Consider the following 18,593-nt stretch of genomic DNA (forward strand, 5'->3'; position numbering starts at 1 on the left):
GAAAAAATTATGTTAAAACTAGCAGCCGTATTTGAAAACGCCGCAGGCAAAAACCACAGCTGGAGCTTCAATGATCCAGATCCAAACAAAAGCCCAGAGGCAATTAAAGAAGCCTTAGAAGCTATGACTACCATCCACTTATTTGAAAAAGATGGCATTCGTCAATTTTGCAAAGTCGTTTCAGCGAAATTCGTTGAAACCATTGAAACACCGCTTTTTGATTTATCAAAACCAACACCAGAAGCTTATGTCGCTGATCCTAACAATATTTTTGCGGCACATATTGTTTCTGAAGAAGAAACCCAAGTCTCTGAAATGCCAGTTGTAAATGAAGCAAAAATCGTAGTAGAAGAAATTTCAGCTGAAGAAGCAACTGCACCAAAAGCCGTTCCAGCAAGCGAAACAATTAAATCCATTGAGCAGAAAGCGATGATGGCAGCCAATTCTTTAAAGGCTCCTTTGTTGAATTCCGACTCACTAGCAGCTGTTGGTAAGAAAGCAACGACTAATAATGTTTCCGTAGCTTTGCCAAGTGCCTCATCCCAAAAGCTGGAAACAGTATTGAACGAAACAGAAAGTGAGTTGCCAAGAGTTGATGATCAGGCAGTCCAGAAGCCGATTAATCCGCGAAAAGCCCAGGTAGATCGAATCCGAGCCTATCACGAAGCCAATAAGAAAAAGAAAAAAGGCAAAAAGAAAAAGCGTTAGCTTGATTTCCCACCCTGTCCTTGTGGTACGTAAAGGGGGTGATGATCTGACTTAGCAGTGTTTATGGCGGTGGCTGAGCTCTAAGAAAGGAGTGATGCTTTATGTTCATCCTAGGAAAGGGACTTCCGCCATGACTGTGTATCAGGCGTTGACATTAGCGGTTGCCTTTGCCACCTTGATCATCATCATTGATCGACACCATAAGAAATAACCACTTACTCACATACGGTCACTGTCTTAAACAGTGCTCGTTGAGGTGCCAGCGCGCGGTACCTCTTGTTTGAATAGTAGTTGTTACATAATTAAGGATTGCACTTTAAGTTTTTGACTAGTTGACTATCAATCTTTGAAAACTGGATGAGCTAACTCAACCAGAAAAATAGTCGAGCTTTTCTGGTAGTAATTGTTTATGAAGGATGATCCTGCAATAGAAGCACCTTTGAGCAAGGTCTGATCATCTCCTTTACCCTAATCAGACTCAAAAATTGAGACAGTTATCCATGCAATAGGCTGACAGTCCAACCGTATTCTTTTACATTTATTCATGATACAATTTACTAAACCGGAAGTATGCAAACTAGGAGGATAATTCTGATGAAGTTTCACGTATTCGGGAGCAGCGAAAACCCTAAGTTAGTACTTATCCATGGAATCCAAACGCCTTGGCAGATTTGGAAGTCTCAAATTGACTATTTTCAGAAAGATTACTTGGTAATAGTACCTGCTTTGGATGGACATGAAGCGGAACAAAAAAGTGATTATCATTCTTTAACAAATGAGGCTGAAAAAATAGAAGAATATTGTCGAGAAAACTCCTATCATGAAATTTTTGCGGTTTGTGGTCTGTCCATGGGAGGGACAATTGCTTTTAAGTTATGGGAAAATGGTAAACTAACTATTCACTATTTAATTTTGGATGGTGCACCATTAGTCCCTTACAACAAATATCTAGCTACAATAATGACCAAACAATATATAAACATAACTCATAAATCGCAGCAAAGGGATAAAAAGACGTTAGACAATTTTACAAAGTTTTTTCTGCCAGAAAAGTATTTAGACGAGTATCTAAGAATCGCAGATAATATGACGGATGATAGCATCAGAAACATGGTGAGTTCATTGAGCTGTAACCAGATGTTATCCCCTATAGACAATGATGGGGAGAAGATACTCTACATGCATGGTTCTAAGGTAAATGAAATCTTATCAAAAAAATCAGCGAAACAATTAAGACAATATTATCCCAAGGCAAAAATTATAATTTTTAAAGGATACGCACACTGTTATAAGGCTATATATGAACCTGAACAATGGATAGAAATTGTGGAAGCTTTTATAACCACTTAACTTCCAAATTAGTTACAAATAGGAATCATCAGTTTGCTTCTAAAATCTGGTGATTCCTATTCTTATACGTTTTTTTACTCAGAGAAGGAATCGGCTTATCTACTGCCTGGTAAATACCTTACACCTATTTCTTCCAAGGATACACAGACAAAACAAACCATAAAATCGCTCCATTCAAAATAAAGAAAGAGCCGAATGCCGTAAGGATGCTTGGTTCCCAATCCCATAAGCTTTTGTAATCAATTCCCATTAACATCGGTAGGAAAAGACATAAGAACAAGCTGAACAAGGTCATAAGAATCCAAAATGTATTCAACAGCATTCTCTTTTTCGTTCGATTTTTTTTCGTACCTTTTCTGTTTCGTTGAATTCCTAGCAAGAAAAATACAACGGATAACAGGGTTCCAGCTATTGTAACCGAGGTGAAAATGACATCTATTTGACGGATATTCCCCATTGGGTAGGCCCCACTTGATTTCCCGTCAATAATACGTTTTATATTATGAACAATATTTACGTTGGTTGTATTGCTGTTTGAGAGTACACAAATGCCAATTTCTTCTTGAGGGAAAAGTGTTACCTGAGTGGTGAAGCTGGGATTGTTACCAGAATGTTCAATGATTTGTCCGTCCTTATGCACTTCCCAACCACCAGCATAATAGTTGCCATCAACGTCAGCTACTGATCGATTGTCTTCATGTGAGCGCATAATGGCTTGTTGGTACTCTTCAGGTATTTCTTCTGTTTGACCGAGCTGAAGCTTCATCCATTTTGCCATATCCTCAGAGGAAGAAAGTAAATATCCGGCTGGCTTGTTTCCTCTATAGGGAAGTGACTCATGTGCTCGAGTCATTAGAAATGAGGAACGATACCCTTGAGCAAGGTGATGCGTCTTTTTTGCCTCACGCTCAAAAGCAAAAGTTTGATGAAGATTCAATGGTTCAAACAATTCATTTTTCATAAATGTTTCGTAGCTTTGCTTTGATACTACTTCGATAATTCTACCTAAGAGCGCATAGTTTACTGTCCCGTAAACATATTGTTCACCTGGATAGAAGTCAATCTCCGTCCCAGAAAGATTCTCAGCAGTCTTCTCGAGCATGTCTTCATCCTCACCCACTGGAATGTATTTTGTGTGGGAGGCATTGGTCATCCCGCTTGTGTGATATAGCAGGTTTTCAATCGTAATCTTAGACATATCAACTGGTTTGCCCTGATAATTCAGTTCAAACTCCGGAAGATAGTGACTGATCGAGTCCTGTAGTGATAATTGATCTCTTTCGGCTAATAACAAGATAGCCGTCCCCGTGTAAGCCTTACTTACTGAGGCCAACTCATAAATTGTTTTTTGATCTGCTTTGATTTTTTTATTGCTGTCAGAGTAACCTGATGAGTAATATTGCGTCTCATTCCCTTTAACTACTGCAACGGATATTCCTGGAACTGCTGACTTGCGGCATGCTTCCTTAAGCAAAGCGTGTATCTGCTTATCCTTTGTATCTGAGCTTGCTGACACGGATACTGCACTTTGTCCAATAATTATTAGGGCTAAACAGAAACAAAGTATTTTTTTTGCGACATTCATTTTACCTGTCCATCCTTTCAACTTTTTTGATAAACCTCGCATCTTCTTGTTGACGGTTTTTTAGCACCATTCTTTTAAACTAATCAAAAAATTGAAATTGTTCCGTTTGGGCTTACTAAATCTAACTGCTCTTCACCCTTACCAAATTTACTGATGCCTAGTTCATTATTGAGCTCCTTAGCGGATGTATTTAGCTTTAAATTAGTTGGTTCGGACTTGAACGATACGTCAATATCACCGCTATCGGTTAAACATTTTAGCTTCTTGCAGTCCTTTGTCTCAATTTTTTGTAAATAAATATCCCCGCTGGTACTTGTTGCAGATAAATTGATTAAGGAGATTTTATCCAGCTGAATATCTCCTGATTTCGTGACTATTTTCAGGTTATTAGGGTACCTCTCTGGTAGGACAATTTTCATTTTTTGATTGTTTTTGACACTAAATCCATCGAATAGTCCTTTTTCAAATGTGACTTGGGAAACCTGCAATACACCCTCTTCTACTTTTGCTCTAACAGATCCGGTTTGACCTAATCCTTCAGCAAAAACTTTAACTGTTGGCTCTTTTGATTGAACGATTTGTACATCCCATTCTTCCATGTTAATTTCAATTTGTTCTATACCTTCTGCTGGAAATACTTCACTAGATTCTGTTGAAGAGGAGCTGCTCCAAAATAAATAGCCTACCACCATCAAAATTAAACTGCCTGCTATTAGATACTTTTTCACTTTCCCTGCTCCTCTCTAAACGATATCTTGACTTTCAATACGATGAAACGTTAAATAGGCAATCAATAAGCCGCAAATTGCTAAAATCAATGGAATGATTAGAAATTGCGTCATATCAGCAGTTGTAGCCCCATCAGAAACCGTTGCATTCACCAAAAAGCCAATGATTACTCCCCAAGTAATAGTGGTAGAGCTGGAATTTTTTTTCATCCCAAAGTAAAGTGGAATCAGGCTTAAGCAAGCGGTCATTACTGAGATGATCAAAGTACTTGGTAGTATTCCAATAATATCTTTCACTTCCATTCCACTAGGAACAATATTTAACGTCGGATTCAAAGCCAATGTCAACAGGCTAATCACCACTGTCGAAAAAAGTATGTTAACTAGACAAAAGCTAACAATCAGTAATAATTTACTTTGCATGACTCTTTTTCTATTTACAGGATAGGTAAACAGAACTTGAAGTGTTTTATTCTTGTATTCGTCTATAACTAATCGTGAGAGTAATACCGCAGAAAAAATCACAAATACTATACGAATCATGATATTGACAAAGGACATGTAGCTACTAAAATCGGTAAACATTGATTCTCCCTGCTTTTGAGACATGACAGACATAAATGCCGTAAGTGCGAAAATCAACAGAGTACTAATTATTGTTGTTTTAATATATTGAGACAGGCGGTTTTTCTTCCATTCCAGCTTTATTATTTTCATCATTATTTTTTTCCTCCATTAATTATGTTCAAGAAGTATTCTTCTAACGTCTCTTGATGCTGCTCAATTTTAAAGATTTTAAGCCCTGCCTCGACTAGCGTTTGCATAACAACTGACTGGTCAGCATCCTCATCAGTTACATAAAGAACGCTTCCCATCTGCTTAACCTTTTTGAATCCTAGTTCCTTTTCTAGTAAGATGATTGCCTTTTGTTGATCATCAACTTCAATAACCAGCTGAGCGTTTCCAGATTCGCGAATCTCTGATAACTGAACTTCCTGCAACAGTCTTCCATGATTAATTACGCCGATCGTATCAGCGATCCATTCAATTTCGGAGACAATGTGACTGGAAATTAAAATGGTTATGCCATAATCATTCTTTAGCATCATTAATAGTTCTCGAATTTCTTTAATTCCAATTGGATCAAGCCCGTTAATCGGTTCATCTAGAATTAGAATCTCTGGCATGGTTAAAATGGCTCGAGCAATTCCTAAACGTTGGCGCATCCCTAACGAGTATTCGGTAACAAGTTTATCGCCAGCCATTTTTAGACCAACAATGTCTAAAGCTTCCTCAATCCTTGCTGTAGTTACTTCGTTAACATATTCTGCATGAAGTCTTAGATTTTCCTTAGCCGTTAATTTCTGGTAGAAAACAGGTGTTTCGATAATGTTTCCGATATTTCTTAAATAGGCATATGAATTGTTTTGAATTAATTCATTTTTTATTCGAATTTCTCCCTCTGAAGGTTTGACTAAATTAAGAATCATTTTCATGATGGTTGTTTTCCCAGCGCCGTTTGGTCCTAAAAATCCGTAAATTTCCCCCTGCTTAATTTTCATATTTACTTTGGAAACAACTTCTTCCTTCTTATAAAGCTTGGTGACCTGAGCAAGTTCGATGATTGTTGTCATAGGTGTTCCTCCTAAATTCTTTTCTTAAATACATCTTATTCAGAAAAGTTAGGTAAAAATACGCTACTTCATGAATGGACACTCAACTTGCTTGAACGACAAAAAAACTAGTAAAGTTTGTTCACTTTACTAGTTCATTTTGTTGATCAGCTCTTTTATCATTCTACGCGAAACACTGCATTCATCGCCGTTTGGAAACAGAACCAGCTTATTCGTGCGATCAATGGAAACAATATTCGATACGTTGATTACAAAGGCACGATGGCAGCGAAACAAACGAGCATCTATAGCTTCAAGCTCTTTTAGTTCTCCATAAAATTCCGTGAGCTTTTTTTCGGTCACTAGTCGTAATTTATGGGAAATCCCTGTAGTTTCGAAATAATAAATATCTGAATAGGGTACTTGTAAATTGGTATACTTATTCTGAAAGATAAAAGCATCATCACTAACGCTTCTTTCGATTCTCTTGTCAGCTAATACAAGACACTCTCGAATCCCTCGAATAATTGCCGCTTCATCTTGATCTTTTTCAATAAAATCAAGAGCAGAAACCTTGTAAGCAAAGGTAATCGGCGCCATCTCAGAATGAGTGGTAATAAAAACAATTGTACCGAATGGGTCCTGTTCGCGAATGCGCTGCGCCACTTCCAAGCCCGTCTTTTCGTACGCATCAATTTCCAAATCCAAGAAATATAAATTATGGAGGCTGGAAAGTGTCAGATTTTTTAGTAAAACATCCGGCTTAGCTGTAACGATTAAGCGTGTATAGTCAATCTTCTCTTCTTTGGAAATTTGTTCAATTGTCTGCCGTAGTTTTTGTTGTTGGAATAGGTCATCTTCCAAAATGAATATGTTCACACAATCTCCCTCGCAATCTTTAATACCTGAGAAAACATTTGGTGATCACTGCTGGTCTCTAGAAAAAGATTTTGATTGTCCTTTAAAATTTTTTGGACCGTATATAAGCCGATCCCTCGCCCCAACCCCTTGGAAGAATAGCCTTTCTCGTTAATCTTTCGAATATCTACTCGTTCATTACTGCTGTTTTCAATGATGATAACGGTATTTTTTTCTTCTAATATGGCAATTCTTAGCCAAGATTCTTCCACTAAAGAAGCAGCTTCGATGGCATTGTCTAACAATATTGAAATAATTCGAATTAAATTTAGGAGATCCGTATCGATGTTTTCAATCGGTTCAATAACCTCAACTTGAATATCTATCTTTTTTTGTCGAGCAATTAGTAACTTTGCAGAGATTATACTTTTTATCTCTGGAATTAAAATATTACTCAACCGGGCAATCATAAAGTCATTCGTTTGAAATGTCTGTTTGGTTGGTTTGATAACAGACTCGTAGATATCCTGTACTCTATTTATATCCTGATTTTTAACGCTGTCCTCTAAACTAGTCAAAATATTTATATAGTCATGCTTGAAATGATTGATTTCCTCATACAATGCCTCTACATGTTTGGTATATTCTTGTAATTGTATCAGCTGTTCATCTTTTATCGATTGGAGTTCTTTTTTGCGGCGTCTTTGATAGTGTATATTCAAAAGAAGCAGCGAAAAGATCACCACCAGAAACAAAGACAAAATAATTAAATTATTTTTCCAGCTAACTGCATCCGTTTGGTTTTCAATGGTGAGAATCCAATATAGGAGCCCTGTAACAGCCAACAAAATTAGAATTAAGGCCACCATCGGAATATTTTGTGTACTCTTCAAGTTTCTTAATGAATACTCTGGAAACCAATGTTCTAAGCCGTTCAAAATTATCCAGTTTGCCATAGGAGGGACTAGTGCCACACACAGATACAAGAATTCCTGTGGTAAAAAGGGCGCCAATGAGAATAAATATTCTAACGGCCCAGCAACAATATAGCCCAAAAATGAATTCATTAGCAATGCATAGAAGCCATAAAATATGCTAATAAACTCAAAGCCCTTTTCTTTGATGACTCCAATTAAGATAAAAAGACTTACGAAAAAAAAGGCCCCCCACACACCAAACTCATTACCAAACAACCAGGTAAAAAGCAGCATACTTAGCGGGTAAACTACCCATTCCCATAAGGCAAAAGAATAATTAGAAATTGTTTTGAATATCAGAAAGAAACTGATTACTTGAATTGAAACAATTACCGTATAAATTAAAATCTATCTCCTTTGTGTACTTTATCCTGATGTCAATAATAGACATATGTACTATTCTAACAGGTAACAGCGTTAAAGGACATCCTTGTCTAATTGAGAGCAAAAAAGTGGAAACAAAAGCACCTGAAAGGACTGCCTTTCAAGTGCTTCTTTCTTGATCTTATTATACTTGCCTACCAAATATCTCCTACAGTAAATCCTTCTTGGAAAGGATCTGTTTCATCTAGTACATACTGACTGTATCCATAAATCCATGCTTGTCCACCGATAGTCGGTACGATCGCTTTCCTTCCATGGATTTCAGTTTCTTCAATTGCGTGTCCTGTAAAAATAACTCCAAGTAATCCTTCTCTTCTAAAAGGCTCATTGATAGCTAACTCGCCTTTTGCATGACGAACGGCCATCATAGCACAGGTTCCAGTACCACACGCACAACGATCTAATGCACCAGTCCAGGTTTCTGGTTTATCAAAATCAATATCACCAGTAAACACAGTATTGACACTCTTCCAATCGGCATCTGGATTGTCTGTTGGGCCATGCAATTCTGAAATAGTGATTCCAATTCCTGGATAATCTGGATGTTCTACTTCAAGCTGCTCTTGCGCAGCCTTCATGCATAGTGCAGATACTCTAGCAATATCTTTACCCATTTCTGGAATCAATGCTAATCCTTCGAATTGACGTACATCAATCAGCACATAGAACATGCCGCCCCATGCAACATCAACTTTTACTTTTCCAAGAGTGGGAACATCAATTTCTTTATCTAAATGAACGGCAAATGCTGGCACATTTGAAAAAGTAACTTGCTTCACCTTCCCATTATCACAATCTGCTTTAATACCGATTAATCCAGCTGGAGCCTCCAGATTAAACTCAGTCACGGGTTCTTGCATAGGAATCATCCCTGTCTCCAATAGTGCAGTGGCAACAGAAATTGTATTTCCCCCACTCATCATTGGATACTCTGTTTGCTCCATAATAATATAACCAGCTTTAGCTCGAGGATCTTTGGCTGGTACTATGAGGTTACAACATAAAGGTGGATATCCCCGCGGCTCCCTTAACATCAATTTTCTAAATTGATCATCATTATCACGTAACCAGTTTGACTGTTCATAGACTGAATCCCCTGGAATGGTTGGAATTCCGCTTGTTACAACACGCATAGGCTCGCCACAATGCGTTTCTACTGCGTTAAACATTCTTTTAAATGCCATTACTAATTTCCTCCTTGAGGTTATTTTAGATAATTAGATGTTGCTTTAATAAAGGAAACACAATTTATTATCAATATGATTAGAATAGGAACACCCAGCATTACTACTGAAGTTTGCACTGCCTCCAGTCCCCCTGATTGGATGAGAGTAAATCCCATGGTTGAGATCATCACACCCCAAAAGACTTTCAAAAAGTTACTAGTGGCTGATGAAGTCTTTTGGCTGTTCTGTTCTTCGAGTGACGTCATTTCGGCAATCGTGTAAATCATTGATTCTGACTGCGTGATAAACGATAAAAAGACTGCCATGATTCCTAAAATTAGAAATATTGTGGAAAGAGGTAACGAGTTTAGATAAGAAAAGAATGCGACCGGATACCCCTTTTCTGTTACTTCTCTCCAAATATTTATACCGTTCAATTGTCTGAGTATAGCTGAAGAACCGAAAGTCCCGAACCAAACGATAATAAAACCGACTGGTACAAATAGATTAACAAAAACAAATTGTTTGATCGTTCTTCCTTTACCTAGTTTTGATAAAAACAATCCGGTCAAAGGAGCAACAGTGATCCACCATGACCAATAGTAGATAGTATTGCGCGCGACCCAACCTGTTTGTTTTACCGGTTCTAAATATAAAGCCTGCGGAATTAGAATCTCCAAATATTTTCCAACTGAGGATATTGTATTGTTAAGGATAAAAATAGTTCCTCCAAAAATAAATGCCCCTAACAGCAGAACTCCGAAGATAATCATGTTGAAATTACTAATATACTTTATGCCCTTGTGTATACCTGAGCAAGCCGCTGTAATACCTATGGCTCCCAAGGTGACAATTATCAATAACTGAAGCACAATGGGTTGCAGGTTTGTATCCAATATATAATTTATTCCTGCAGAAAGCTGTAATGTTCCTAAGCCTACATTAGTTCCTAACGATGCGACTAAAACATATAAGCAGAGCCAATTAACCAAATAGCCTGGCCATTTTTCTGCCTTATCTCCAATCAATGGATAAAGTCCTGCATTCAGAGCAAATCGTTTCTTTAAGTTCAATATAACGAAAGCAAAGCCTAATGCAGCAGCCGTGTAAATTCCATAAGCTTGAAATCCCCAATGAACGTAAACATATTTGAGTGCATTCTCAGCTGCTTCTAAGCTTCCTGAAAGATTCCCAGAAAAATCTGGCGGTTGCATGAAATTGGCTAACCCTTCGCCTACTCCGTAAAATACCACCCCCATCGCCATCCCAGAGGTAAAAGTAATTGCGATCCAAGTTCCTAAACTCATATCGGGATTAGCATCCTGTCCCCCAAGCTTAATACTTCCCACTCGACTAAAAGCAGCCCATAAACAAAACGGAATAAATAGGAATGTCCCTAAAGAATAAAACCACCCCATATGTTTCTCCGTCCAATTAAAGGTTAGGGTAATGAAACGACCAAATTCCTCTTTAAACAAAATCCCTGTTACTACAACGACAACTGCTAAAATAGCTGGCACTGAAAACATTTTTTTATCAATACCAGCAATTATTTTTTTCATAACTAAAGTCCTTCCGTAGCAACGCTTTTTTTCCTTGAAAGAACTAAGATGCCTATACCTGCACAAATAGCTATGCCACTCATTGCAGCCATATAGGTAAAAATCATTTTGTACGCTTGTTCAGGTGGATATTTGTCTAACCACCCGCCAACTTGAGAAAACATAAATGCATCTGGACTAAAGCCAATCGCTGAAACAATTCCAATCGCCGTTCCGGATAATGCCTTTGAGATCTTAGCCTCGTCCATTGTTGCATAATATACACCACGTACACCACTTACAAAAAATCCAATAGCCATGACAAGCATAATGATAACGATTGGAGAAGAGGTGGCTGGATAAACCATTAACATTACTGAGCTAATTAAGAGTAGAACCAACCCTATAATGCACGTTCTTGCCGAGGAATGCATCTTATCCGCAATCACTCCACAGACTGGCATTGCAAGCAGGCCTAAGCCATACTGTCGGAAGATGGCAACACTTCCGACAGTACTACTTGAGATACCCACCACACCACTCATGTAAGGAGTTGTATAAGATTGCAAAGCAAACACGGCATACGTACCAAAAATTAGGATAGCAACCAGCCATAAGCCTGGGGTTTTGAAAAGCTTGACGTATTCCTCTTTGTTCAACGTTACTCGTTCTTCACTTTCGTCGTGAACATCAACAATAACAAAGAAAGCTAAAATACCCGATACGAAGTAGCATATTGCATAATATAAAAGCACACTTCGGTAACCAATAACGTTTTGTGCAATATTTTCCATGATAGCTAAAGCACCAAAAGGAAGTATTACTCCAAATAATGAGCGCATCCCTTCAGAGAAGCCAAAGTATTTCCCTTGGCCATCTTCTCCTCCGAGAATTCGAATGATCCGGATATAAGCCGCCCAAAAAATTAGGGTTCCTGCAAGTGCGATAGCAATATGAATAATCATCAAAAAGATGAATGACGGATAGGTCATATACCATAACGTCAATAACCCACTAATCATACAGGATGTCGTTACTAATTTTCTTGAACTCAATCTGTCCGCTAAGAATCCTCCGAAGAAATAACCAATCATACTAGTAAACCCAACTGCACTTGATAATAATCCCAGCTGAGCATTGCTTAGATTCAAAACACTTATTACTTGGTCATAAAATACTTCACGTAAATAGGTTACTTTGTAGATACATCCGCCAAAAAAAGCAAGTAGTGCGATCATCGCATATTTTCTAGAATTACTTAAATCAGTGTAGCGCAAAATATACATCCCCTTATCTCTTAAGAGGTTTTGGTTGTGATGACTAACAAAAACCGCCTTTTTATTTTGAATCAACCGTTAAAACAAATTTGCCTATTAGTTTCTTCTCTAAGAATGCTTCTTGCGCTTTTACGATCTCTTTTAATGGAAATTCTTTAGCGATCACTGGTTGGATTTTTCCATCTTCAATGTAACTGATTAAGTTGGTAAACGCTTCTTTCGTTTGATACGTACTTCCGAAAAGACTCAAATCTTTCAAATACAGTGTTCTTACATCCAATTCAACCATTGGCCCGCCAATTGCACCAACGACACCATATTTACCGCCTTTTTTAAGCACTTCCAGCAGCTCAGGCCATTGATTACCCGCCACCATATCTAGTACAACATCCACTTTCATTTTTCCAATCTTCTCGATATAGCTTTCTCCCCGGAAGACAATTTCATCTGCTCCATAGCCACGAACTCGATCCTCTTGATCTGGCTCACATACTGCGATTACTTTTGCACCTCTGATTTTTACTAGTTGAACCAATGCAGACCCAACTCCACCTGAAGCACCTGTTACTAAGACGACATCCTCTTTATTTACCCCAACACGCACAACCAGGTTTTCAGCAGTCGAGTAAGAACATGGAAAAATGGCTAATTCTTTATCACTTAAATCAGAATCAATTTTAAACGCTTCTTCAGAATAAGTTACCGCATATTCGGCGAAAGTTCCGTCACATTCAGAACCGAATGTAATACATTCTAAACCATCCGCACTTTTTGGCAGCTCCTGCATGGTACGAATCAACACGCGTTCACCAATACGATCTTCACTCACACCTTCTCCAACAGCAACAATCTCCCCACAGCCATCCGCACCTTGAATTCTAGGAAATTTCATTGCTGCACCAGTCCAAGACCCATCGTCCTCAACATCTTCCTCAAATCCAGCTGAACCTCCTGCATTTGTTTCAGATTTAACATTTTTCGAATACCAGCCAATTCGAGTGTTAACATCGGTGTTATTCACTGCAGCGGCTCTAATTTTAACCAGAACCTCTCCTTTTTTGGGTTTGGGAACATCAATATCCGTTCTATACTCTAGCTTCTCGAAGCCTCCATTACCTGTTAAGTAGACACCAGACATTTTTTCAGGGATTATGCTCATTTTAATAGCCTCCGTTATTGTGTTTTAGTTCACATTAGGAATCGTTTCTGCGCAGTTAGATAACCTATAAGTGTTAATTAGATTATAGAATTCGTTTTCAGAAAGAACAATTATCACTTATTGAATCTTAGGTTCAATAAAATAGAACCTAATGAATATGGTGTTCTCATTATGAAAATAAGCCGATTTGTTTATGGCTTCTAACTGTGGTAGACTCCAATCATAAACTGGTTTTTATCATGTGAATTTTTATTCAAACTAGAGGAGCATAGCTATGATGAATGATCGATTTAACCTTGAATACCTAAATACATTTTTAATTGCTGCAGAAACTGGTAAGTTCAATATCACTGCTGAATTAGTCTATCGTTCCCATTCTTCTGTCAGTACACAAATAAAAAAACTTGAGCAGCAAATTGGAGCACCTCTATTTATTCGCAATAAAAAAGATAATGTAACCTTAACCAAGGCCGGTGAGACCTTGTATGATTACGCTCAAAAAATTTTAGATTTAAATGATCGAGCATTTAGGTCGATTAAAAACTCAAATTGGAAGGGTTCTTTATCTTTTGGATTACCTACGGATTATACCAAGTTCTTTCTCAATTCTATTTATCCTGAATTGCTGCGGAGTTATCCAGATTTTACATTTGAGACAATTTGTTCTAGAAGTAGAAAGCTGCGCGATCAAATCGCTGAAGGTCGTGTAAGTATTGCTATTGTGGCAATGGAACCACAGTTTTCTGAGGATATCTTTTTATGGAGCGAAAAACTATACTGGGTATCTTCAAAAGAATTCAATTTCCAAAACTTAGATAAACTACCGGTCGCTTTATTTTCTGACAACTGTATCGTGAATAATCATTCGTTATATTGCCTTAAACGAGCAAAAAAGAACTTCGAGGTAGTTTTTACTAGTACGATGCTTGAAAATATAGCTGAATGTGTGAAAAACAACATTGCAGTCTCCCTACTCCCTGAATCATTAATTGATGATGACTTTCAAATAATACCTGAAAACTTTATTAGCTGTCCTTACAAATTAAATTTTGGCTTAACTTGGGAAGAAAATGCGGATTTAGATATGGTGGAAAATATTGCATCAACGATTAGAAATAGTTTTCGATTGCTTTTTCTGACCAATTCGACCATTTAAAAGTATTATTACATGCCTAAAAACTGTCCTTGATCCATCGAAGCAGACTTTATAGACAATGTTTTTTTGAGCAACCAAAAAAAAATAGTCGGTTATACGACTAGTAAGAGACTGTAGACAAATAGGAATCAGGAGCTTCCTGATTCCTATTTGTCTACAGTCTGAGAACATGGTCCTTTGCTAACTTGAATACTGTTTCAAGAATAGTAGAATTATTTTATAGCACATTTTTTATAAAACAAAAGCTAATAAAATCAAGCAATAAGAATACCAAACACGTTTTTCTACTAGTAAATAGATACTGCCATACAAAACACCTGTAATCATAGCCTCCGCCCCAATAAACAAACTTCCTTTTGTTAATGCATGCATCAAGCCCCAACTTAAGCCTACGATGAATCCTCCCCATGGAATATTTGCTTTTCCAAACCGAAGTTCACCCGCTTTTTGACCATAAGCAATGATTGATAGTATTAGTCCAACTTCAAAAATGTAGTAGATGTATTGGAAAAGAAAAAGAGCAATACTCTCTTTTTTAGCAAGTTCTCCTAAAATTTTTAACGTTCCCCAGCTCCATGCGTTTGAAGCAATACAAATTAGGACTGACAGAATGGCCACGATTAATTTTGATATTTTTATAGATTTCCTACTGCCTGTAATATCAAAAGAATAGTGATTTTTTGCATATCTTGCTAGCAGCAGCGTACAGGCTCCCCAAACAAAGCTTGTTAAACACCAATGAAGAATATGTTGCGCAGTGGTCATTTCATTAAGTGAATTGCTATAGACCAAGCTTTCTAAAAACAGTAGTAACAGTTCTAATCCTACGCCTCCAAAGGCTAACATGGCTAAACTAAAAAAATCCCAACTTTTGACTTCCTTTTTCATCTTGAAATCCTATCTAAAAAGTTATTTTGATAATTAAATCAAATTATACAGATTTTGTGAAAAATAGTAAACATGCTTTTATATTAGTCAAATGGAGAAATACGATGTTATATTAGAAGTTGTGAGAACAAGCAATATTTCCAAGGCCGCAAAAAAATTGAACTATAGTCAATCAGCAATTAGTCAAACAATTAAATCATTTGAAAGTGTAATGGGCTTTCCGATTTTCAAACGCTTAAATTCAGGTGCACAGCTCTTACCAAATGCACAGGCTGTTATTAAATCACTTGAAATTATTCATCAAGAAAACCCAAAATTGCAACAGCTCTCCGATTCTATGACCCAGTCAGAAAGCGGAACTGTGCGTATTGGAAGTTTTATAAGCTTTGTAATGACTTATCTTCCAAAAATATTGAAAGAATTTACAACAAAATATCCAAAGATCAAATTTGAGATTTTTACAGGTAATCAACAAGAAATTTATGAGAAGTTATACCGAAATGAAATTGATATTGCTTTTACTTCTATGTATGGTATGGAAGAATTTTCTTGTGAAGTATTTCTAAAAGATGAGTTTGTCGTTGTCTTGCTTTGCGAGCATCCCCTTGTTACAGAGACAACTATTTCCATCAATCGTATAGTTGAAGAAACATACATTTTATCTGGCGAACGATTTGACTTTGAAATTGGTAATTTTATCCATTCACTTGATTTGGAACCACAATATACTCTCGAAATATTCGACGAATTGGTAGCTTTAAAGCTTATCGAGGCGAGATTTGGCATTAGCATCTTTTCAAATTTTTTTCTAGACAGCATACCTAATCACGTTACTGTTGCTATTCGACCAATCAAAGAACACTATTACCGTTCCTTAATCATTGCAAGAAACCCGGAGGTCTATTCTTCTGCAGCCTTTGATATTTTTAATGGCTTCGCAAAAACTTGGCTCGATGATAGATTAGGGTAAATGCCTGACAGATTGGAATAGCTCCGCCTACAAAAAGTGACTGAACCGTTAAACTGACCTGTTCATCTTAGATAAAGGACTTCCGCCGTGATCGCGTATCAGATGTTGACCTTGAAAATTACCTTTGGTGCCTTGATCGATACCATAAGAAATAATCCCTTACTCCTAACAAAGTTTTTCGTGCGTTATCTCTGCTAGGAGTGAGGGATTATTTCATTTTAAATCAAGGGTAAGTACAGGAATTTCAAGGCTATCTACAATCATATAAGTAAAATTAAATCCTGTAGAAATTCATTCTGGATTAATCTAACTAAAAGCTCAATCACCTGCGGATTTTTACTTCAAGAAATGTTATCTGAACTATTAACCTTTATTTCTTCACTAAGTCTGGTAAAGCAGATTTAAGTGAGGATTGAGAACCTGACAGATAGCTATCGCTAAAAAAGAGAGCTTTTCTTATTCACAAGCGCAAGCTCTACCTCAACTCCTGTAAAAAATTCGTCCTGTCGTCATCGGTAATTTCTCGCAGTACTCGGCAAGGATTCCCTACTGCGATCACATTGGCTGGCAGGCTTTTGGTTACGATACTCCCTGATCCGACGATGGTATTGTCACCGATTTCTACGCCTTGATTGATCACCACATTGGCACCTAACCATACCCGATTGCCAATTCGAACAGGTTTGGAATAGCAGCCGCCCGCAACTCGTTCCGCTGAATCAATCGCATGATTGGTGGTAAAGATCCCTGCTCTAGGGCCAAAAAGTACGTCGTCTCCGATATGAATTTCCGCGCCATCTAGTAAAATACAATCAAAGTTGGCATAAAATCGCTCACCTAAATGAATATTCTTACCGAACTCACAGCGGAAATCAGGTTCAAAGAAAGCCTCTTTACCAACTGAACCCAATAAGTCTTTTAACAGCTGGGTGCGCTGCTCTTCGTCTTCACCATACAAAGCGTTGTATTTCTTTGTCAGCTTCACAGCTCTCTTTCTTGCATTTAGAAAAACCTCATGTTTGTCGTTATACATTTCTCCAGATTTTGATGCCTCAAAATAGCTTTCTTCCATACGAACCGCCCCTTATTTAAGTTTGTTTAATATGTTACCTTAAAAAGGATAAAATACAAGCTGATTCGTGTTTTTCTTATCCGATTATTTACTGACTATGGTATGATGATTCTTAACTATACGTCTGGTTTTGAAGGAGTTGTCCCTATGAAATCGCAAAAACCCAACGATCTAAAACAGCATAATGTTCAGGCGATCAGAAAACTGCTAAGCCAGCAGCCAAATGGACTGACCAAGAGTGAAATCGCCCAGAGTATTTCCTTGAGTGTCGTCACAACCAATAAACTGATCAGCGAAATGCTTGAGACGGAAGAAGTAATTACCTTACAAAAGCCGGTAACTACTGGCGGAAGAAAAGCGCTGGCCTATAAGCTTAATCCCAACTACCGCTACTTATTAACCATTCAATTTCTTGAACAGGCGAAGCAGCCGATCGCCTTGTTCACCTTATCAACGATTGAACAGGAAGCTATTTTTCAGCAGACCCTGCCGATGCTTCAAGATGACGGGCAGGAAATTGTGGCGACTGTGAGGAACATTCTTCAACGGTATCCTAAAACTGCGGTAATCAGTATCGGCATTCCGGGAGTTGAAATTGAAGGCATTTTTCAAATTATTGATTTTCCTTCAATCAGCAAGGCAGATTTGCGAAATGCCTTGAGCAGGGAGACCAATCTGCCTATTTTAATCGAAAATGATATCAATGCGGCGACTTTCGGTTTCTCTAAGCTAAATGGTACCCATGATATTGTTGCTGGACTTTACTTTTTAGAAAATTATGCTCCAGGATCTGGGCTGGTCATTAAGGACACCATCTTCCGCGGGGCTAACGGCTTAAGCGGCGAGCTGAAGCATCTTTCTTATTTTGAAAAGCTAACCTTTCCGATAACTAAGGAGGCTCAAATCATACAGCTGGCTGAGCAGTCGCTACGAACGATTATCAGCCTGTATGATCCTCAGCAGATCGTCATTTTCGACACCGAACACCTGCTTTCAGCCGATCACTTGGATCAGCTGCGCCGTCAGCTGGAGAAGGTTTTTCCTTATGGCTATTTGCCGCATCTCATTCTTCACAATGATCTGTCCACTTATTATCTTAAGGGATTGAACGAGTTGGCTGTTAAAGTCATCCAAGAATCCCCCGTTTAAGTTTTGTCTTAT

At 37.8% G+C, this 18,593-nt stretch carries 18 protein-coding genes; 6 read left to right on the plus strand and 12 right to left on the minus strand.

Annotated features, from left to right (window positions below):
* Positions 1-9 precede the first annotated feature (9 nt).
* The 3 genes from I588_RS26725 (at position 10) to I588_RS03940 (ending at position 2,058) form a co-directional block, all read left to right on the plus strand.
* The gene (locus I588_RS26725) at positions 10-708 is read left to right on the plus strand and encodes a DUF2922 domain-containing protein (RefSeq protein WP_010757647.1); all 699 of its coding nucleotides are present in this window, start codon (positions 10-12) and stop codon (positions 706-708) included.
* 94 nt (positions 709-802) lie between these two features.
* Positions 803-919: a putative holin-like toxin gene (locus I588_RS27805; protein WP_245569586.1), complete on the plus strand. Its 117-nt coding sequence runs from the start codon at positions 803-805 to the stop codon at positions 917-919.
* A gap of 383 nt (positions 920-1,302) precedes the next feature.
* Positions 1,303-2,058, plus strand: a complete 756-nt coding sequence (locus tag I588_RS03940) for an alpha/beta fold hydrolase (RefSeq protein ID WP_010757648.1) — start codon at positions 1,303-1,305, stop codon at positions 2,056-2,058.
* 124 nt (positions 2,059-2,182) lie between these two features.
* On the opposite strand, the gene I588_RS03945 is transcribed toward I588_RS03940, so the two are convergent.
* From I588_RS03945 to I588_RS03990, 10 genes are all read right to left on the minus strand, one after another.
* Positions 2,183-3,643 carry a serine hydrolase domain-containing protein gene (locus tag I588_RS03945; protein ID WP_010757649.1) on the minus strand — a complete coding sequence of 487 codons (1,461 nt, stop codon included), beginning with the start codon at positions 3,641-3,643 and terminating at the stop codon, positions 2,183-2,185.
* 83 nt (positions 3,644-3,726) lie between these two features.
* Positions 3,727-4,371, minus strand: coding sequence for a DUF4097 family beta strand repeat-containing protein (locus I588_RS03950; RefSeq protein ID WP_010757650.1), 645 nt, complete (start codon positions 4,369-4,371; stop codon positions 3,727-3,729).
* A gap of 15 nt (positions 4,372-4,386) precedes the next feature.
* On the minus strand, positions 4,387-5,091 hold the full coding sequence (locus tag I588_RS03955; RefSeq protein ID WP_010757651.1) for an ABC transporter permease: 705 nt from the start codon (positions 5,089-5,091) through the stop codon (positions 4,387-4,389).
* Positions 5,091-6,005 carry an ATP-binding cassette domain-containing protein gene (locus I588_RS03960; RefSeq protein ID WP_010757652.1) on the minus strand — a complete coding sequence of 305 codons (915 nt, stop codon included), beginning with the start codon at positions 6,003-6,005 and terminating at the stop codon, positions 5,091-5,093. The genes I588_RS03955 and I588_RS03960 overlap by 1 nt, the downstream gene beginning before the upstream one ends.
* A 129-nt stretch (positions 6,006-6,134) precedes the next feature.
* On the minus strand, positions 6,135-6,863 hold the full coding sequence (locus tag I588_RS03965; protein WP_010757653.1) for a response regulator transcription factor: 729 nt from the start codon (positions 6,861-6,863) through the stop codon (positions 6,135-6,137).
* Positions 6,860-8,053, minus strand: coding sequence for a sensor histidine kinase (locus I588_RS03970; RefSeq protein WP_010757654.1), 1,194 nt, complete (start codon positions 8,051-8,053; stop codon positions 6,860-6,862). The genes I588_RS03965 and I588_RS03970 overlap by 4 nt, the downstream gene beginning before the upstream one ends.
* 284 nt (positions 8,054-8,337) lie before the next feature.
* Positions 8,338-9,387 (minus strand): proline racemase family protein, encoded by a 1,050-nt coding sequence (locus tag I588_RS03975; protein ID WP_010757655.1) that lies wholly within the window; start codon positions 9,385-9,387, stop codon positions 8,338-8,340.
* 20 nt (positions 9,388-9,407) lie between these two features.
* A complete protein-coding gene (locus I588_RS03980; protein ID WP_010757656.1) occupies positions 9,408-10,931 on the minus strand; it encodes a BCCT family transporter in 1,524 nt (507 codons plus the stop codon).
* A 2-nt stretch (positions 10,932-10,933) separates the two neighbouring features.
* Positions 10,934-12,196 carry an MFS transporter gene (locus tag I588_RS03985; protein ID WP_010757657.1) on the minus strand — a complete coding sequence of 421 codons (1,263 nt, stop codon included), beginning with the start codon at positions 12,194-12,196 and terminating at the stop codon, positions 10,934-10,936.
* 52 nt (positions 12,197-12,248) lie between these two features.
* Positions 12,249-13,346 carry an alcohol dehydrogenase family protein gene (locus I588_RS03990; RefSeq protein ID WP_010757658.1) on the minus strand — a complete coding sequence of 366 codons (1,098 nt, stop codon included), beginning with the start codon at positions 13,344-13,346 and terminating at the stop codon, positions 12,249-12,251.
* Between the two features lie 274 nt (positions 13,347-13,620).
* On the opposite strand from I588_RS03990, the gene I588_RS03995 reads away from it, so the two are divergent.
* Positions 13,621-14,502 carry a LysR family transcriptional regulator gene (locus tag I588_RS03995; RefSeq protein ID WP_211219391.1) on the plus strand — a complete coding sequence of 294 codons (882 nt, stop codon included), beginning with the start codon at positions 13,621-13,623 and terminating at the stop codon, positions 14,500-14,502.
* A 231-nt stretch (positions 14,503-14,733) separates the two neighbouring features.
* Here I588_RS03995 and I588_RS27810 read toward each other — a convergent pair whose 3' ends face one another.
* Positions 14,734-15,390, minus strand: a complete 657-nt coding sequence (locus I588_RS27810; RefSeq protein ID WP_010757660.1) for a hypothetical protein — start codon at positions 15,388-15,390, stop codon at positions 14,734-14,736.
* A 91-nt stretch (positions 15,391-15,481) separates the two neighbouring features.
* Here I588_RS27810 and I588_RS04005 point away from each other — a divergent pair, with 91 nt between their 5' ends.
* Positions 15,482-16,360 carry a LysR family transcriptional regulator gene (locus tag I588_RS04005; protein WP_010757661.1) on the plus strand — a complete coding sequence of 293 codons (879 nt, stop codon included), beginning with the start codon at positions 15,482-15,484 and terminating at the stop codon, positions 16,358-16,360.
* Positions 16,361-16,835: 475 nt separating this feature from the next.
* Here I588_RS04005 and I588_RS04010 read toward each other — a convergent pair whose 3' ends face one another.
* Positions 16,836-17,432, minus strand: a complete 597-nt coding sequence (locus tag I588_RS04010; protein ID WP_010757662.1) for a sugar O-acetyltransferase — start codon at positions 17,430-17,432, stop codon at positions 16,836-16,838.
* A 147-nt stretch (positions 17,433-17,579) separates the two neighbouring features.
* On the opposite strand from I588_RS04010, the gene I588_RS04015 reads away from it, so the two are divergent.
* Positions 17,580-18,581 (plus strand): ROK family protein, encoded by a 1,002-nt coding sequence (locus tag I588_RS04015; protein WP_010757663.1) that lies wholly within the window; start codon positions 17,580-17,582, stop codon positions 18,579-18,581.
* The last annotated feature ends 12 nt before the right edge of the window (positions 18,582-18,593 follow it).

Source organism: Enterococcus pallens ATCC BAA-351 (assembly GCF_000407485.1).
Classification (GTDB): domain Bacteria; phylum Bacillota; class Bacilli; order Lactobacillales; family Enterococcaceae; genus Enterococcus_A; species Enterococcus_A pallens.

Coding starts and splice junctions, on each gene's coding strand:
- I588_RS26725 (WP_010757647.1), top strand. CDS start 10: ATGTTAAAACTAGCAGCCGTATTTGAAAACGCCGCAGGCAAAAACCAC.
- I588_RS27805 (WP_245569586.1), top strand. CDS start 803: ATGCTTTATGTTCATCCTAGGAAAGGGACTTCCGCCATGACTGTGTAT.
- I588_RS03940 (WP_010757648.1), top strand. CDS start 1,303: ATGAAGTTTCACGTATTCGGGAGCAGCGAAAACCCTAAGTTAGTACTT.
- I588_RS03945 (WP_010757649.1), bottom strand. CDS start 3,643: ATGAATGTCGCAAAAAAAATACTTTGTTTCTGTTTAGCCCTAATAATT.
- I588_RS03955 (WP_010757651.1), bottom strand. CDS start 5,091: ATGATGAAAATAATAAAGCTGGAATGGAAGAAAAACCGCCTGTCTCAA.
- I588_RS03960 (WP_010757652.1), bottom strand. CDS start 6,005: ATGACAACAATCATCGAACTTGCTCAGGTCACCAAGCTTTATAAGAAG.
- I588_RS03970 (WP_010757654.1), bottom strand. CDS start 8,053: ATGCTGCTTTTTACCTGGTTGTTTGGTAATGAGTTTGGTGTGTGGGGG.
- I588_RS03975 (WP_010757655.1), bottom strand. CDS start 9,387: ATGGCATTTAAAAGAATGTTTAACGCAGTAGAAACGCATTGTGGCGAG.
- I588_RS03980 (WP_010757656.1), bottom strand. CDS start 10,931: ATGAAAAAAATAATTGCTGGTATTGATAAAAAAATGTTTTCAGTGCCA.
- I588_RS03985 (WP_010757657.1), bottom strand. CDS start 12,196: ATGTATATTTTGCGCTACACTGATTTAAGTAATTCTAGAAAATATGCG.
- I588_RS03990 (WP_010757658.1), bottom strand. CDS start 13,346: ATGAGCATAATCCCTGAAAAAATGTCTGGTGTCTACTTAACAGGTAAT.
- I588_RS03995 (WP_211219391.1), top strand. CDS start 13,621: ATGATGAATGATCGATTTAACCTTGAATACCTAAATACATTTTTAATT.
- I588_RS27810 (WP_010757660.1), bottom strand. CDS start 15,390: ATGAAAAAGGAAGTCAAAAGTTGGGATTTTTTTAGTTTAGCCATGTTA.
- I588_RS04005 (WP_010757661.1), top strand. CDS start 15,482: ATGGAGAAATACGATGTTATATTAGAAGTTGTGAGAACAAGCAATATT.
- I588_RS04010 (WP_010757662.1), bottom strand. CDS start 17,432: ATGGAAGAAAGCTATTTTGAGGCATCAAAATCTGGAGAAATGTATAAC.
- I588_RS04015 (WP_010757663.1), top strand. CDS start 17,580: ATGAAATCGCAAAAACCCAACGATCTAAAACAGCATAATGTTCAGGCG.